This is a genomic window from Bradyrhizobium sp. CCBAU 45394 (assembly GCF_028128655.1).
Taxonomy (GTDB): Bacteria; Pseudomonadota; Alphaproteobacteria; order Rhizobiales; family Xanthobacteraceae; genus Bradyrhizobium; species Bradyrhizobium diazoefficiens.
On the sequence record NZ_LBIX01000008.1, the window covers coordinates 235,181 to 249,885 of the forward strand.

The 14,705-nt window shown below is 63.7% G+C and carries 15 protein-coding genes and 3 pseudogenes; 8 read left to right on the plus strand and 10 right to left on the minus strand.

Annotated features, from left to right (window positions below; all coding sequences use genetic code 11):
* Both WN73_RS05355 and WN73_RS05360 read left to right on the plus strand, forming a co-directional pair.
* Positions 1-597, plus strand: a complete 597-nt coding sequence (locus WN73_RS05355) for an ABC transporter ATP-binding protein (RefSeq protein WP_028175460.1) — start codon at positions 1-3, stop codon at positions 595-597.
* Positions 594-1,400, plus strand: a complete 807-nt coding sequence (locus WN73_RS05360) for an ABC transporter permease (protein ID WP_028175461.1) — start codon at positions 594-596, stop codon at positions 1,398-1,400. The genes WN73_RS05355 and WN73_RS05360 overlap by 4 nt, the downstream gene beginning before the upstream one ends.
* Positions 1,401-2,155: 755 nt before the next feature.
* On the opposite strand, the gene WN73_RS05365 is transcribed toward WN73_RS05360, so the two are convergent.
* Positions 2,156-2,728 carry a LabA-like NYN domain-containing protein gene (locus WN73_RS05365; protein WP_049832573.1) on the minus strand — a complete coding sequence of 191 codons (573 nt, stop codon included), beginning with the start codon at positions 2,726-2,728 and terminating at the stop codon, positions 2,156-2,158.
* A gap of 543 nt (positions 2,729-3,271) precedes the next feature.
* Positions 3,272-3,460, minus strand: a complete 189-nt coding sequence (locus tag WN73_RS05370) for a hypothetical protein (protein ID WP_028175462.1) — start codon at positions 3,458-3,460, stop codon at positions 3,272-3,274.
* A gap of 103 nt (positions 3,461-3,563) precedes the next feature.
* On the opposite strand from WN73_RS05370, the pseudogene WN73_RS05375 reads away from it, so the two are divergent.
* Positions 3,564-3,925, plus strand: a pseudogene (locus tag WN73_RS05375) (PRC-barrel domain-containing protein).
* A gap of 77 nt (positions 3,926-4,002) precedes the next feature.
* On the plus strand, positions 4,003-4,380 hold the full coding sequence (locus tag WN73_RS05380; protein ID WP_039184846.1) for a response regulator: 378 nt from the start codon (positions 4,003-4,005) through the stop codon (positions 4,378-4,380).
* Positions 4,381-4,803: 423 nt separating this feature from the next.
* On the opposite strand, the gene WN73_RS05385 is transcribed toward WN73_RS05380, so the two are convergent.
* The 3 genes and pseudogenes from WN73_RS05385 to WN73_RS05395 all read right to left on the minus strand — a co-directional run.
* Complete coding sequence (locus WN73_RS05385; RefSeq protein WP_039185300.1) at positions 4,804-5,955, minus strand: YihY/virulence factor BrkB family protein; 1,152 nt, start codon at positions 5,953-5,955, stop codon at positions 4,804-4,806.
* A gap of 59 nt (positions 5,956-6,014) precedes the next feature.
* On the minus strand, positions 6,015-7,187 hold the full coding sequence (locus WN73_RS05390; protein WP_271551971.1) for a sensor histidine kinase: 1,173 nt from the start codon (positions 7,185-7,187) through the stop codon (positions 6,015-6,017).
* 462 nt (positions 7,188-7,649) lie between these two features.
* Positions 7,650-8,192 (minus strand): annotated as a pseudogene (locus WN73_RS05395) (ATP dependent DNA ligase); the annotation flags it as partial.
* Between the two features lie 195 nt (positions 8,193-8,387).
* On the opposite strand from WN73_RS05395, the gene WN73_RS05400 reads away from it, so the two are divergent.
* From WN73_RS05400 to WN73_RS05415, 4 genes and pseudogenes are all read left to right on the plus strand, one after another.
* Positions 8,388-9,821: an ATP-binding protein gene (locus WN73_RS05400; RefSeq protein WP_049832598.1), complete on the plus strand. Its 1,434-nt coding sequence runs from the start codon at positions 8,388-8,390 to the stop codon at positions 9,819-9,821.
* A gap of 583 nt (positions 9,822-10,404) precedes the next feature.
* Positions 10,405-10,848, plus strand: a complete 444-nt coding sequence (locus WN73_RS05405) for a hypothetical protein (protein WP_063623034.1) — start codon at positions 10,405-10,407, stop codon at positions 10,846-10,848.
* Between the two features lie 19 nt (positions 10,849-10,867).
* Positions 10,868-11,143: a 5'-nucleotidase gene (locus tag WN73_RS44485; RefSeq protein ID WP_028175767.1), complete on the plus strand. Its 276-nt coding sequence runs from the start codon at positions 10,868-10,870 to the stop codon at positions 11,141-11,143.
* 122 nt (positions 11,144-11,265) lie between these two features.
* A pseudogene (locus WN73_RS05415) lies at positions 11,266-11,534 on the plus strand (hypothetical protein).
* On the opposite strand, the gene WN73_RS05420 reads toward WN73_RS05415, so the two are convergent.
* From WN73_RS05420 to WN73_RS05440, 5 genes are all read right to left on the minus strand, one after another.
* On the minus strand, positions 11,531-11,659 hold the full coding sequence (locus tag WN73_RS05420; protein ID WP_257787577.1) for a hypothetical protein: 129 nt from the start codon (positions 11,657-11,659) through the stop codon (positions 11,531-11,533). The pseudogene WN73_RS05415 and the gene WN73_RS05420 sit on opposite strands and share 4 nt — an antisense overlap.
* A 126-nt stretch (positions 11,660-11,785) precedes the next feature.
* Complete coding sequence (locus WN73_RS05425) at positions 11,786-12,076, minus strand: PepSY domain-containing protein (protein WP_028175766.1); 291 nt, start codon at positions 12,074-12,076, stop codon at positions 11,786-11,788.
* Between the two features lie 96 nt (positions 12,077-12,172).
* A complete protein-coding gene (locus WN73_RS05430; RefSeq protein WP_028175765.1) occupies positions 12,173-13,591 on the minus strand; it encodes a sensor histidine kinase in 1,419 nt (472 codons plus the stop codon).
* A complete protein-coding gene (locus WN73_RS05435) occupies positions 13,588-14,253 on the minus strand; it encodes a response regulator transcription factor (protein WP_028175764.1) in 666 nt (221 codons plus the stop codon). Before WN73_RS05435 ends, WN73_RS05430 begins: the two co-directional genes overlap by 4 nt.
* Positions 14,253-14,567 carry a PepSY domain-containing protein gene (locus WN73_RS05440; protein WP_028175763.1) on the minus strand — a complete coding sequence of 105 codons (315 nt, stop codon included), beginning with the start codon at positions 14,565-14,567 and terminating at the stop codon, positions 14,253-14,255. The genes WN73_RS05435 and WN73_RS05440 overlap by 1 nt, the downstream gene beginning before the upstream one ends.
* Positions 14,568-14,705: the final 138 nt, after the last annotated feature.

A 14,705-nucleotide genomic window follows, 5' to 3' on the forward strand; every position in this document is an offset into this window, starting at 1 on the left:
ATGCTGACGGTCAGCGGGCTCAAGCGCCTGCACATCTCAGTATCATTCGACTTGCAGGACGGCGAATGCGTCGCCCTGCAAGGGCCTTCCGGGGTCGGGAAGACCCTGCTGCTTCGTGCCATCGCGGATCTCGATCCCAACGAGGGAACGGTCAAGCTGGACGGAACGCTGAGAGAAGCGATGCCCGCCCCCGCCTGGCGAAAGCGAGTGACCTACGTCGCCGCCGAGCCCGGCTGGTGGTCGGACACCGTGCAAGCGCACTTCACGGACTGGGATGACGCCCTGCTGCTGGTTAAACGCTTGGGGCTACCGGATGACTGCGGACCCTGGCCGATCCAGAGGCTCTCCTCCGGAGAGAGACAGCGGCTCGGACTTGTCAGGGCGCTCATGCTGCGATCGCGGGTGCTCCTGCTGGACGAGCCGACCTCGGCGCTCGACTCGGCATCTGCCGCCTCCGTGGAATCCTTGATCTCGGAGCGCGTTTCGTGTGGAACGAGCGTCGTTTGGAGCACCCACGACGACGCTCAGGCCCGCCGCATCGGGTTGAGGATACTCGCGATGAGGCCGGACGGCTGCATCGAGGAACGCCGACCGTGACCTACATCCAGCTTTCGTACGGCGATCTGGTCCTGCCCGCCCTCCTTGTCGTCATGGACGGAGTCCTCTCGCTTGTTCTCCGCCTCAAGCTTGAAATGCAACTGGCCATTGCGACCGCGCGCATGGTGGTTCAGCTAGTCCTCGTCGGATACGTGCTGACGTTTCTGTTTGCGGCCGTGTCGCCGCTCTGGACCGCTCTCGCCGCTCTGATCATGGTCCTCTTCGCATCGCGGGAGATCGTCGCGCGACAGAAGCGGCGCCTTCCGGGCGTTTGGAAGTACGGCCTAGGCGCCGGATGCACGCTGCTCGCCGCCGGTACGGTCACAATGTTCGCGCTCCTGACGGAGCTACGCCCCGATCCCTGGTATCATCCGCGCTATGCGCTGCCTCTGCTGGGCATGATTTTGGGCAACACCATGACCGGTATAAGCCTGGGCCTGGACGTACTGACGAACAGCCTGGTGCGCGAACGGGCCGCCGTGGAAGCTTGTCTCGCGCTTGGCGGCACCCGGTATCAGGCCCTGCTGCCGGTCATACGGGACGCGTTGAGAAGCGGCTTCATGCCGATCATGAATAGCATGGCCGCGATCGGCCTTGTCTCCTTGCCGGGAATGATGACCGGCCAGATCCTTGCGGGCGTCGAGCCTGTCGATGCGGTCAAATATCAACTGCTGATCATGTTCCTGATTGCGGGCGGGACCGGGCTGGGGACGCTCGCGGCCGTCTTGGGCGGCGCACGCCTGCTCACTGATCATAGACATCGGCTGCGTCTGGATCGCCTCGCCCCGGAAAAGTCCACTTGAACGCTCTGGACGTTCAGAGGCCATCTCGCTGCGCAATCCTGCTCCCGTCTGTGACCCGGTCGCTGGGGTGCAGCACCACCGGTCCCCCACGCCAGCCCATCGATCGTCTCCATGCCCGTGCCGTCGCCGGACTGCCGCATCATGCCAATCATCCGCATCGCGATAGATGAGCGCCAGCGCCGACGGCGACGATCATCGCGGGCCATCGGGGACGCGAACGAGAAGATCGGCGGTATTCGATAAATAGGCCGATGAAGTTCAGCGCCACCGGCAGGACTGCCCGCGGCAATCTCGCAGCTTCCGAACATCGGTGCGCGGCCCGGCGGACACCAGACGACAGTTTGCAAGGATCTCACTCAAATCAGTGCAGCGCGAAAATCGCGATCATCACCAGGCCTGCCCCGGTCACGCACCAGCAGGACAGTTCAAGTATGCGCATGAAACGGCCCCCGAGGGCCCTGCCCGAGACGAGAATACATCGGGAACCCGGCCCCGGAAACATTTTCCGCCCCTCGTGAATTGAGGATGGGGCTGCGTTGGACGCGGGTCTTGTCATGCCCCTGATGCCGATAGGCGACGTCTTTCTCACGGTCGTGATCATGACCACCGCCTTCATAGCCGAGGTCGTCTTTCTTGCCCTTCTCGGGATGTTCTGATGCCGAAGCCGCTGGCGCGAACTCCGGCCGATTCCCCGTCGGGACATCGCCGACATGGCGGCGTAGGGCGGATCAAATCCGAGGGAGCGACGAAAGCGACTATGCGGTCGACACCGTCCCGCGCTCGCGCGGGCCAGAACGCTCGGAAGGATCGCGGCCGATCTTGGAACGGAGCTCGACGAGGTCGATGAAGACATCCGCTTGGCGGCGCAGTTCGTCGGCGATCATCGGCGGCTGGCTGGCGATGGTCGAGACCACTGTGATGCGGACGCCGCGCCGCTGCAGCGCCTCGACCAACGGTCGGAAATCACCGTCGCCTGAGAACAGTACAATCTGATCTACATGCCCGGCAAGCTCCATGGCATCGACCGCCAGTTCGATGTCCATGTTGCCCTTCACCTTGCGGCGGCCGTAGGCGTCAACGAATTCCTTCGTAGCCTTGGTGACCACGGTGTAGCCGTTGTAGTCGAGCCAGTCGATCAGCGGTCGGATCGAGGAATATTCCTGATCCTCGATGACTGCCGTGTAGTAGAAGGCGCGCAGCAGCGTGGCGCGGCCCTGGAATTCCTGCAGAAGGCGCTTGTAGTCGATGTCGAATCCCAATGTCTTGGCGGCGGCGTATAGATTGGCGCCATCGATGAAAAGCGCGATCTTGTCAGGGGCGGATGACATTCGGGCGCCGCCGTAAATTTGAGCGATGCGGAGGGACGCGCTTCCGCACAAGCTCAGGTCACCGGAATGGCTTATGGTGAGCTGGTTAGGCTCACAATATTGCTTTCGCCCGGAAATTCGACCTCAACTCTAGAGCTACCTCCAATTATTCCAGCGTCCAAATCTTTTCCTCTAAGCGGTCTCTGTGCAGTTACTGCGGATTGAACCTGCGTCCAGATGGCAAGACAGATTACAATGGAAGTCCCCCTGACGGTTTGAGAGTGGCGATGGCAGACCACTTCGCTGTTTTCGAGACCCACTTGAGAAAGCGCGGCCGAAGATGGACGTGGTACTTGTGCACGGCCGACGGCCGCTTGCTGATCCAGAGTTCGGAAGCCAGCCGGCCCGCCGCCAGATACAGGGCCAACCGGGCACTGTTTCAGATGCTGCTCGGCGCCGGTGCCGGATCGGTCCGGCTTTGTGATTCGGATAAGAGCCGGCGGCGCTTGGGTCGCAGCCGTTCAGATAGCTGAGCGGCGCCAGCCTTAACTGGCCGAATTGCGGTTACGCGGCCGCCGCTCGGCCCGCGTCAGTGATCCGGTATTCGATATCGCCGGATGGAAGCGGTTCGGTTTCTACGAGACCCAGCTCCACCAGCCGTGCCACAATCTCATGGTCGAACATCGGCGGGCTGACCCAGGATTCGCCGAGCAGCTTCCTCAAAAATTCGCGCTCCAGATCGGTCAGTTCCATCCTCGAACTCCGCTCATCCAGAACAAGGCCACCATGGCTTCAGCCAGGAACGGAGCCATCCGTCCTCCCGTTGACTCCAGAAGACAACATCCGGGAGGTCAACATGGCCATGGAAGATCGCGAGACGTTCAGCCTTATCGGAAGCGACAAGGTCGAGGGCACGAACGTCTACGGGGCCGACGGCGAAAAGGTCGGCTATATCGAGCATGTCATGATCGACAAGGTCAGCGGCAAGGTTTCGTACGCGGTGCTGAGCTTCGGCGGCCTGCTCGGCATCGGCGACGATCACTACCCCCTGCCCTGGCAGGCACTGAAATATGACACCAACCTCGCGGGCTACGTCACCGGCATTACCCAGGACCAGCTTCGCAGCGCCCCCAAATACGCCGACGAGAGCAGTTGGAATTGGAGCGATCCCGCGCCGCGCGCTCCGTGAATGCCTACTACGGTGTTCCGGTGGCTTGAGCGGCGGGCCACTCGCGGCCGAACGCACCCGCCGTGACGGGACAGGATCGGCCCCGGTCGCAAAGGAGACTTGAAAAGTGAGCAATGCCCTTCGTGTTCTCGTGGTCGAGGATGAAGCTCTGATCTGCAGCTTCATCGAGGACGCCTTGTCGGACGGCGGCTTCGAGGCCTGCTCGGTCCATTCGGGAGAGGCGGCGATGTCCACCTTTCGGGACGGCCGGGAGCAGTGTCGGGCGCTGCTGACGGACGTCAACCTGGGTGACGGCATCAGCGGATGGGAGCTGGCGCGGCAAATCAGGGAAATCACGCCTGACTTTCCCGTAGTCTACATGACGAGCGCCAGCGCGCCAGACTGGAAATCGCAGGGCGTCGATGGCAGCCTCCTGATTGAGAAGCCCTTTGCGCCGGCGCAATTGGCTGCCGCCGTCTCGCAGCTACTGGATACCCGGGGCTAGCCGGGTCGAACCGGGATCGTTGTGAAACTCCGATCCTTCGATCAAGCCCGCAATGTTGGGCGGGGGATCAGCGGATAGTCAACGTGGGGGCGATGCATTGAGCGTGCGTGCGGCCCCAGCGCGAGCCTCCGCCACGGTGACGGACGGCGTCAAGGCCGCGGCGTTCTCGCCGAGTTGGCCGGACCCAACGTCGTAACCCGCCTCGCGGACGGCCATAAAGAGTTCGCTTGGAATGAAGTGGACCTGACGCAGGTTAGGGTGAGGGCTGTGCTTCGCAAGACGCCCGTTGCCGCACATACTCGCCGGCGTGGGCGTCGCGGTCGACGCCGTGCCCTTTCATCAGCGTAATATGGTCTGCACCGGTTTGCTGAAGCGGTGTCGCTGTCGGCAGCCACTGCCACGACGCGCCCGCGACGGTGTGCATCAAGATCGGGGGGCTCCCACGGTGTCTGCCATCTTGGCGCCTCTGGTGCCGAGCGGCTTAGGCTGTCCCGTCGTGGTGTCGCGCGCCGTCTGGTGCTCCATCTCGGCGTTGAGCTCGGCTCCGAGCAGGATCACGATCGCCGAGATCCAGAGCCAGATCATGAAGCCTACCACCGCGCCTAAGGACCCATAGGTGGCATTGAAGGTGCCGAAGTTCGCGGCGTAGAAAGAAAACAGGCCGGATGCCGCGAGCCAGAGCAGGGCCGCAGCCGCGCTGCCCCAGCTGATCCACGTCCACCGCGGCGCCTGGCGGCTGGGACCGAACCGGTAGATGCAGGCGAGGGCAAAGGCCAGCGCCACGAAGAGTGCAGGCCAGCGTCCGATCCGGACAAGCAGGTCCGTCGCATTCGACAATCCGACGTACTGCAACACCACCGGGATGACAACGACGGCGCCAAGCGCGGCCACGACGAAGGCGATCGCGCCGACGGTGAATCCTAGCGACATCGCATTCAGCTTGAAGAAACCGCGTTTCTCCTGCTCGCCGTAGACGATGTTCAGGGTGTCGAACAACGACTTCATGGCGGCGTTCGCGCTCCAGAGCGAGATCGCAAGACCGATCGCGAAAGTAAAACCAAGGGTCCGATTACCCTTCGTTGCGACGCGCGTCAATTGCTCGCGCGCCACTTCGACGGCGCCTCCCGGAATGAAGCCCGAGACGTCGTCGAGGTGTTTGGCGATGCTGCTGGGATCGGAGAACAGACCGTAGATGGCGACGAGCGCCGCAATGGCAGGGAAAATGGCGAGCAAGCTGTAGTAGGTCATGCCGGCGGCGAGCGCGAGGACGCGGTGATCGCCGATATTGCCATAGACCCGCCAGAGGATGTCCTTCCATCCTCGTGCCGGGATCTCGGCGGGCGAACTGGCCTGGCGTCCGCGATTTCCTCGTTCGGTCGCGATTTCGGTGGGCGAGGCGTGTCTGTCGGCTTCTCCGGTTTCTGGGAATGTTTCGTCCTTTTCCGCCTGAGCGACTCGGTCGGGCGGTGAGATGCGATCCCACAGAAAGGCGACGGCCACGAGACCTAGCGCTGCCGCCAAACTCCATCCGGGACCATCGGGGCGTCTGGATCCAATCTTTCCGAGTTCTGCCATCATGTCCTCCGCGAACTTCAATTTCACCGCGGAGGTTGGGTTCCTGCTTGAGAGGCTCGTCAGCTTCGCAGCGATTTAAGCGGCAGCGAGATCCGGACACGGAGACCTTCGCGGCGCCAGTCGCGCTCGATCTCGCCGCCGATCCGCTCGATCGTGGTCTCGACCAGCTTTGTGCCGAAACCGATGGTCTTCGGAGCGTCAACCCCGCAAGCGCCGATCTCGGTCCACTCCATCCGGAGCCGCTCCGCTTCCGTCGCCCAAGTGACGGTCACACGGCCCCCTTCGTGGCTCAAGGCACCGTATTTGGAGGCGTTGGTCGCCAGTTCGTGGAAAATCAGCGCCAAATGGTTCACCGCCTGCTCTCCGATCGCGAGGTCCGGTCCCTCTAGGACCGACGGTTGTCTTTCGTGCGGGCGGAGGATTCGTTCGACCAGATCGGAGAGGCTCGCGACGGCGGCGACATCCGAGCCGAAGGAACGACCGATCAGACCATTTGCCTGAGCCAGCGCATGCAGACGGCCCGACAAGGTCTCGGCCAGTTCTTCCTTGGTCGCCGCGTTCCGGGCCGTCATCCGGACCATGCTGTCGGCGACGCTGAAGAGGTTCTTGATGCGGTGGCTCATCTCCCGCATGAGGGTTTCCTGCTGCTGCACAGCGAGCTTAAGCCGCTGCGCGGTCTGGACCGTGCGCAGGGCCATGCCCGTGAACGCCGACAGTTCGGCCATCACCCGCGCATGCTCCTTGTTGAAGTGGCCTGTGTCGGCGGCGACCAGCCAAAGCGTCCCGATCGCGTCCGCCCCCTTCATGGTCAATGGGACGAGCAGCACCTCGGGCACCGTGATTCCGGCGTCTTGGATCCAGTCGTAGGCACGTTCGGGATGTTCCATGAGGATGGGCTGGGCCAGATCGAGGCAGACCCCGCAGGGGCTGAAATTCCGCGGTGTCGTCGCGCCTTCGAAGGTCGCCAGTTCGCCCGCGAGCGCGTGCCAGCGGAATTGGCCGGCGTCCGGCTCGAGGATGCTGATGCCGGCGGAGTGAGCCTCGCAGATTTCCATGCCGAGTTTGACCAGCCGGGGCAGCACCTCGTCCGGATGGTCGGACATCACCTCGGCAAGGTTCTGGATGGCGAGCTTCTCGCGCAAGAAGTCGGGCGCGGCAGCTTGGCGATCGGCAAGCTGCTCCGTGATGAAGACGGCGGCGATCGGATCGGGAAGCCGGACCTGCGATCGCATGAAGCACCCCCGGATTTGTCGATAGCACATCGTGACACTATCAAGCCGCCCTTACCAGCAAGTCCGCAAGCGGATCTCGCCGCTCCCGGCCAGGAACGCCTAGGATTGTTACACCACGGGTGTCGAGGGAAGGCACTCAACAAGCCTCCCGTCCTGTGTCCTGCGACCTCGGCGGACCAAAGCGATTCCCAGCGCCCGAGCCTTCGCCGGGTCGAGAGACCTCTCAAGCTTCTGGGCTGCCCGGAAGTCCTCAAGGTGCTGCGTATTCGGGCCGTAAGCGGCCTCTTTCTTGAGGAGATTATAGGATCCGCCCGGCCAGCAGCTGCAGATGCTTCATCCTGCCGAGCAGCATGGATCGGGCCTTACACAGAGCGCGGACAGCGTAAGCCCGGAAGTAGTCGGAAGCGTCTGACATGATCGGAAACGCCTGTTCTCACATATAGTTCGGCCGCTCGAGCCTTATCAAAGATCCTCGCGCAATCCCTTGAAGAACGGGTGCCGAACCTTCCCTTCTGCGGACTTCGCTCGGTACTCGATTTCGGCTTTCAGCTTTGGCTCGACCCAGATGCCTTTGTGCGCGACCCGCTTCGCGAAGGCCTGCGTTTTCCGGGCGAGCGGCTCCAGCCGCCTCCGGAGCTCCGCGGTCGAGGCCTTGTCGAAGCCGTGGTCGACCTTGCCCGCGTAGACGAGATCGTCGCCCTTCCGCCGGCCGACGTAAAGGCCGTCCCACTTGGTGCCGTCGAGGGCGAAGCCGGCGATTGTCAACGTCTCGCGCTGCGCGCAAGTCTTCTTCACCCAATTGTTGCCGCGGCCGCTCACCTACGTGCTGTCGCGGACCTTGGAGACCACGCCTTCCAGCCCCAGTTTGCAGGCGTGCGCGAACACATCCTGGCCTTCGATTTCGAAGCTCTCGCTGAACTGGACATCGGTCCCGGCGATGATCTTTTTGAGCTCCGCCTTTCGTTGGCGGAGGGGAAGCTTCCGCAGATCACGGCCGTTCAGGTAGTGGCCTTACGCATCATTTCCGCAGGGGAAGCCAATGCCTCAGGTTGGAGCCCGACAGGTACCAGCCGACAAGCAGCAAACACGGCCGCATAAGACGGCATTCGATCCGTACAGAACGAGCACGGGGCATTGAACAATTGCAGAAAGCAGGTTAGTATAATATGAATTAGTATAATTTGGATTATGAGGCGGTAAATGACCGGATTTATTGGACGGGAGCAGGATCTAGCCGTTCTCGACCGCGAGTTCAGTCAACGGAAGGCATCCCTTGCCATCCTCTATGGACGGAGGCGGATCGGCAAGTCGACCTTGATCCGGCAGGCTTCGCTCGGCAGGCCCGCGATCTATTTCCAGGCAACGCTGGTCGACGACTCGCTCAACCTCGAAGCCTTCAAGAAGGAAATCGCGCGTGCGCTGGGGAGCGACCCGATTCTCGATGGTTTGTCGGATTGGTTGGGCGTCCTTCACTACGTCGCGGGGAAGGCCGAGCAGAAGCCTGGCCTGATCGTCGCGCTCGACGAATTTCCCTACCTCGTCGGAGGCAACTCCGGCTTGCCTTCCATCATCCAGAAGTTCTGGGATTCCGGAGCGGCCGAATCCGGAGCGCTGAAGATCATCCTCTGCGGATCGCTGATCGCACAGATGGAGGAACTGCTGGCGGAACGGAATCCGCTCTTTGGCCGGATGACGCTATCGCGAGAGATCGGGCCGATGCCGCTCAGGGAGGCCGCCGAGTTCATGCCCATGTGGGATCCAGCGGACACGATCGCGTTGTTCTCCGTCCTCGGCGGCGTGCCGTACTACCTCGACAAGTGCGATCCATCGCTGACGCTGGCGGAGAACATCAAGCAGCTGTTTTTGACGCCCTCCGCTCCGCTGCAGGAGGAGCCGGAATTCCTCCTGCGCTCGGAGCTGAACGATGCCAGACGCTACGCGAGCGTCGCGGCAGCGATCGCCGACGGTGCCACCAAACCTTCGGAGATCGTCTCGCGCGTGCACGCATTCACCGCCGCGTCCGAAGTGTCGCCCTATATCGCCCGCCTTCAGCAGATGCGCATCGTCTCGCGCGAACGCTCTCTCGACGCCGACGAGCGCTCGCGCAACACCCGGTACTCGCTACGGGACCCGCTATTCAGGTTCTGGTACCGCTTCGTGCGGCCCAACCTGAGCGCTCTCGGCCGAGGATTCGGAGACGACATCTGGACGCGGGCCGTCAAACCGCACTTCAACGACTACATGGGGTCCGCCTTCGAGTCCGTGTCTCGCGAACATCTGCGCGACCATGCGCAGGAGAGGTTCGACGTGCCGGCGGGAGAGATCGGGCGCCTTTGGGGCGGCGACTTCGAGATCGACGTAGCCGGTCGCCTTCTCGATGGATCCGCAATATTCGGCGAATGCAAATGGGAGAACGCTCAGATCGGCGAATCCGTCCGCAAGCGCCTCCAAGAGGCCATCGCGAAGACCAGATACGCGGAAGACGCCAGATCGAAGCATCTGGTGTTCTTCGCCCGCAAGGGCTTCACGGACGAACTGCGAAAGATCGCCGAAACTGACGCCGGTGTGTGCCTGTTCGAAATGGAAGAACTGGTGCGCGCGCCAGATCCGCATCCGGCACCATCTCCGGCGTGAGCACAGAATACGACGCAACGTGGTACGTCCACGTCGGCCTGCAAGCCAACGCTTGATGGCTCGCCGCTTCTCGGATCGCGGACGTACTATGCTTCCGGCCGCGGGCGAATATGCGCTTCCAGCGGACTTCCATGGGTCAGCATCTGGCGAACGTCTCTGCCGGACACCCGCCGGGCGTCCGACATCGTGGTCTTGGCCATCGACCTCCTCCGCGAAAATCAATCGCACCGCGGAGAATGAGTTCCTCCCTTAGCTTCCCGCCATGGGGCTGGCTTTCGGTGCCGATGGGGGCGGCCGTTCTCGCTTTTTTGGGGCCGGGCGAAGGATTGGGATCGTCGACCAGCTTACCCTGGCTGGACGCCATATAGGCCTCAGGCGCTCTTGGCGCCGGGCCAGGCGACTATGTGCCGACGACAAGCCACCGTGACGAAAGGCTTCAGGCCGACGCCGCAGGGCAAACGCGAGGTTGAGCAGCGAAAGATGCCAGGAGGCGTCCCGCGACTATTCTGAGTGGCGCTTCACAAATGCGCAACTCCAAGCGATATTTCAGGGTTACCAGAGGTTCGCCAATCAAGGTTAGCCAATGTCCACCCTCGCCTGCCGCCGCGCCGTCAATCCGCTCCAGGAGACTTGGCACATCTACTTCGGCGACGTCCGGGTCGGCGTGATCGGCGAGCGCGCCGGCATTCCCATCCACGCCGATCAAGGGGCGCGGTCGGTCGGCTTTTATCCCGGGATGGAGCCGAAAGCGCACCGCCGCGGCATCGCCGGCAGCTTCGCGGCCGCCCGGGAGGCCTTCGAGGCCACATGGGCCGAGCTTCTGCCAACCATCCCCGACGGCGCCTTCGCGGAATGGCGACACGATCGCGACAGTCGCGCACGCGGCGGCGCGCGAAGCTTCAAAAGTCGCTCGGCAGCCGAGACTAGATTTGAAGTTGTGGCGCGGCGGCAAGCTGCCCAATACCAGCGGCCGCTCGCTCGGCCCGTTCATCTCCGCGTGGGAGTTAGATCTCTTTCTCTCCAATGAAATCAGACGGCGTCACTAGATGCGGGCCGCCGCAGCGAAACTCGGCACAGCTCCCCAGGCTCTCGAAGAGGATCCGGGCGATGAAGTTCGTATCGCGTTTGACGGGGATGCAGTCGTGTTCAGCGACGAATTTGATGAAGTCTTCAAGCTTCACGGATTACACGCATTCTTGAAGCACGAACGGGAGAACGCGAAAACGCCAATGTCTGGCGGTCCATTCAGGAAGGCGCCGCTCCGGAGCGGGGGGTCGACAGACGAGCCGCCCAGCGCTTGCCAATTTGAGGAGACACTCTGAACTCTGGCGCTGCGGAACACGTGGACAATCCCTAGCCCTGCTGATTGGGAATCCCTGCTCCGTGCTAACCGCCCGGAACGAGCAAGGGGGCGGAAGGATTCGCCCTGGCAGGAGGGATCTCGATGCTGATGCTCAAGGAAAGGCGACCCACGATCCGGACGCTACGCGGCTGGCGATCTCCCTGCTGCAGGAGGCCGGCGCCATCCGCGAATGCGAGGAGCACGGCTGGATGCGGGACCGCGCCGATCCGCACGCCCGCGAGCGTGCCTTCGACATCGCCCGCCGGGATCCGCCGGACGGCGTCTCCGCCGAGAAAGCCGTGGCCGAGGTGCAAGACTTCATCGACACGATCGGTGATACCTGTCCCGAGTGCCCGTCGGAGCCCGGTTAGGCGGCCTGCTCCTTGCGGCCGTTGGGCGTCGAGGCCGGGTGCATAAGGGCAAGCTGTTGCCAAGCGATGGCTAGGCCAATCAGGCGTTGTCGCTCCGGTCCGTCGGCGGCCATGGCGAGCTTCATGGCCGCTTCCGCTTCGCGCCGAGGATCGTAATCGCTCTTCATCGAACGCAATGTAGTCACGGATCGTAAATGATCACGCACCGGGGAGACCGTAAGAATCCGGCCCCCCGGTGCCGGCATCGACGCTCATCGAGAACCGAGAGCAGCCCGTAGCAACTCGCCGGTGACTTTATCGAACTGCGCCTTCACCGGGAGTCCGCTTTGACGGTCGACGATGCGGGTATTGAAGGCACCGTCGTCCGGCTCGAAGCTGCCGAGATCGTAACCGAGGGCGTCGATCTGCCGTTTGAGCTGGTCCGCCGCCATCGCCCCAGTTCGCGAGGCCCGGTGGAAAGAGGTATCGGCGTCTTCCGCCAACGCGCTGCCGGTCGAAGCGGCGAACAGGGCGATGGCGGCGTCGATGACTGGCTTGCGCATTGTGATCTCTCGTTTTGGAGGCGCGGCGTCTGCCGCACGCGCAACCGTTACTCCAGCCCGGCCCTCAAGCCGCTGACGGCCGATGTCAGCAAACCGTCAGGCTTGCTGCGCAACAGTTGTGGACGGGGCCGCGTTTTCGGCCGGACCGCTTCGCTTCTCGAGCAGCGCAGGTCTCGGAGCGATTGCCGCCTTCAGACCGCCGAGCTCCGAAGTGGAGAGCTCCAGTCCCCATCCGTACGCGTCCAGAACGTCCTGCACGATGGCAAGACCCAGGCCCGCAGCGCCACCTCGCTCGTCGAGGCGGATGCCGCGCTCCAGCACGCGCGAGAGGTGGACAGGTTCGATGCCTGGGCCGTCATCTTCGACGGCAACGGATGGCCGGCTTCCATCGACCGTGAGGCGTACGCATCCCGCGGCGTGGCGAGCGGCGTTCTCGATTAGATTCCCGAGGATTTCCGCGAGGTCGGTTCTGTCGAGTGGGACGCAAACACTGTCGGCGATCAGGTTTTCGAACCTCACTCGCCCGCCGTCGGCAGTGCGCGACAAAGTCGCGACGATGGATCCCACGAGCGGTTTCACGGAAGTGGATGCTGGGGCGCTACCTCTGGCGCGGCCGCGGACCCTGGCGCGCGCGAGCTCGCGGTCGACGTGGCGCCCCATCGCCTCGCCGACGGCTTCGATGTCGCAGGCGATGTCGCGCTCGCCCCGCTCGCGGAGGCGCGACACATCGGCTGCGAGCGCCGAAAGCGGCGTCTTCAGTCCGTGCGCCAAGTCCGCGGCGCGTCCGCGGGACCGCTCGATCTCGCCTTCTTGCGCATCAATGAGCGCGTTGACTTCCTCGACCAGGGACCCGACTTCCGTCGGAACCGAGGACGGCAAATGCCGGGTTCGGCCCGCCCTGATATCCGCCACTCCGCGGCGCAGCGCTGCCAGGGGACGCAGGCCGACGCCGACCTGGACCCACGTCGCAGCGGCCAGCACGCAGGCGAGCAGAACGAGCGCGATCGCAAGGTCCTTGGCGAACGCCAAGGTCGCGGCCGACACCCTCGCCAGGTCCTCGGCGACGGCGAGGCGGACGACAACCGGCTTCCCGTCCGCGGAAAGCGTGACGGCGCGCTCGGCGACCAGCACGCGCTGGCCTCCGGGTCCCGTGGCTTCGTGCTGATGGGTTTCGCCAGGCCCCAGCCGGTCGGCCAGGAGCGTCATGGCGGAGTCCCACAGGGAGCGCGAACGCAGGACCTGCCCGCCGTCGTCGCCGACCTGCCAGTAGAGCCCGGACAGAGGATCCGCGAACCGCGGATCGACCGGCGTTTGCGTCAATACCAGCTTGCCTTGCGGATCGACGTCGATACCCGCGAGAAGCTGCTTCAGATGGACGTCGAGATCCTGGGCAAGGGTGCGCGAGATATGGCGTTCGAAGACCACGACGAGCGCGCCGCCGGCGACCGCAAGCGCGATCAGGATCGCAATGACCCCGCCTGCGACCAGTCGCAGCCTGAGCGAATGCCGGTTCATGCGGGTTCCTCGGGCATCAGATAACCGAAGCCGCGCCGCGTCTCGATGGCATCGGCACCCAGCTTCTTGCGCACGCGGCCGATCAGCACCTCGAGCGTGTTGGAGTCGTGCTCCTCGCCGTGACCGTAGACGTTTTCGTCGATCTCCTGCTGCGAGACGACGCGCCCGCGATTCCGGAGGAGATGGGCGACCAGCCTGTACTCGAGCGGCGAGAGCGTGATCGGCACGCCGCGGCGAGTCACCTTCATCTGCCGCTCGTCCAGCACGATCTCGCCGGCGGTCATGACCGAGGAGCCATGTCCCGCCGAGCGCCGCACGATGGACCGCAGCCGCGCCAGCAACTCCTCCATCCGGAAAGGCTTCGGCAGGTAGTCGTCGGCGCCGGCGTCGATCCCGTCTACGCGCTCCGCCCAGCTACCCCGCGCCGTGAGGATGAGAACGGGCATGTGGCGCCCGTTGGCGCGCCAGCGCTTCAGGACCGCGAGGCCGTCCATGCCCGGCAGACCGAGATCAAGGATAACGGCTCCGAAATCCTCGGTGTCTCCGAGAAACCAGGCGTCCTCACCGTTGGCGACGGTCTCAACCACGTAGCCGGAGGCCTCGAGCGTGCGCGCGACGTCGGACGCGATCCTCGGGTCGTCCTCGACAACGAGCACGCGCATCACTTCTCCTTCGTCCGTTCGACTTCGCCGCTGCGGGCATCAACATGGATTTCGAACAGCCGCCCCTTGTCGTCGACGACCCGCAGTTCGTACTTCCAGACGCCGGCTTCCCGTTCGAGCTTCACGCCGACGACGTCGCCGGGCAGCTTCCCCCTGACGACATTCAGAATGTCCGCAAGCGGACGGATCTCGCCGGCCTCGACGGCCCGCCGCGCATCGTCGTGATCCCGGGCGAACGACGATGCGCCGCCGCCCGCGGCCAGTAGAGCGACCGCAAGGATCAGGGCGCGAAGGCGAGGCAGGCGCAGGTTCATGGGGCAACTCGTCATCCGAAAGATATGGATGCCAAACCCCGGCTGACAAATCGCTGACATGGCTCAACAGGTGTCGGTCAGGCCGCTTCTGGCAGGTTGCCCGCATCGCCGCCGCATGGTGCGGCCGGCCACTTTCAG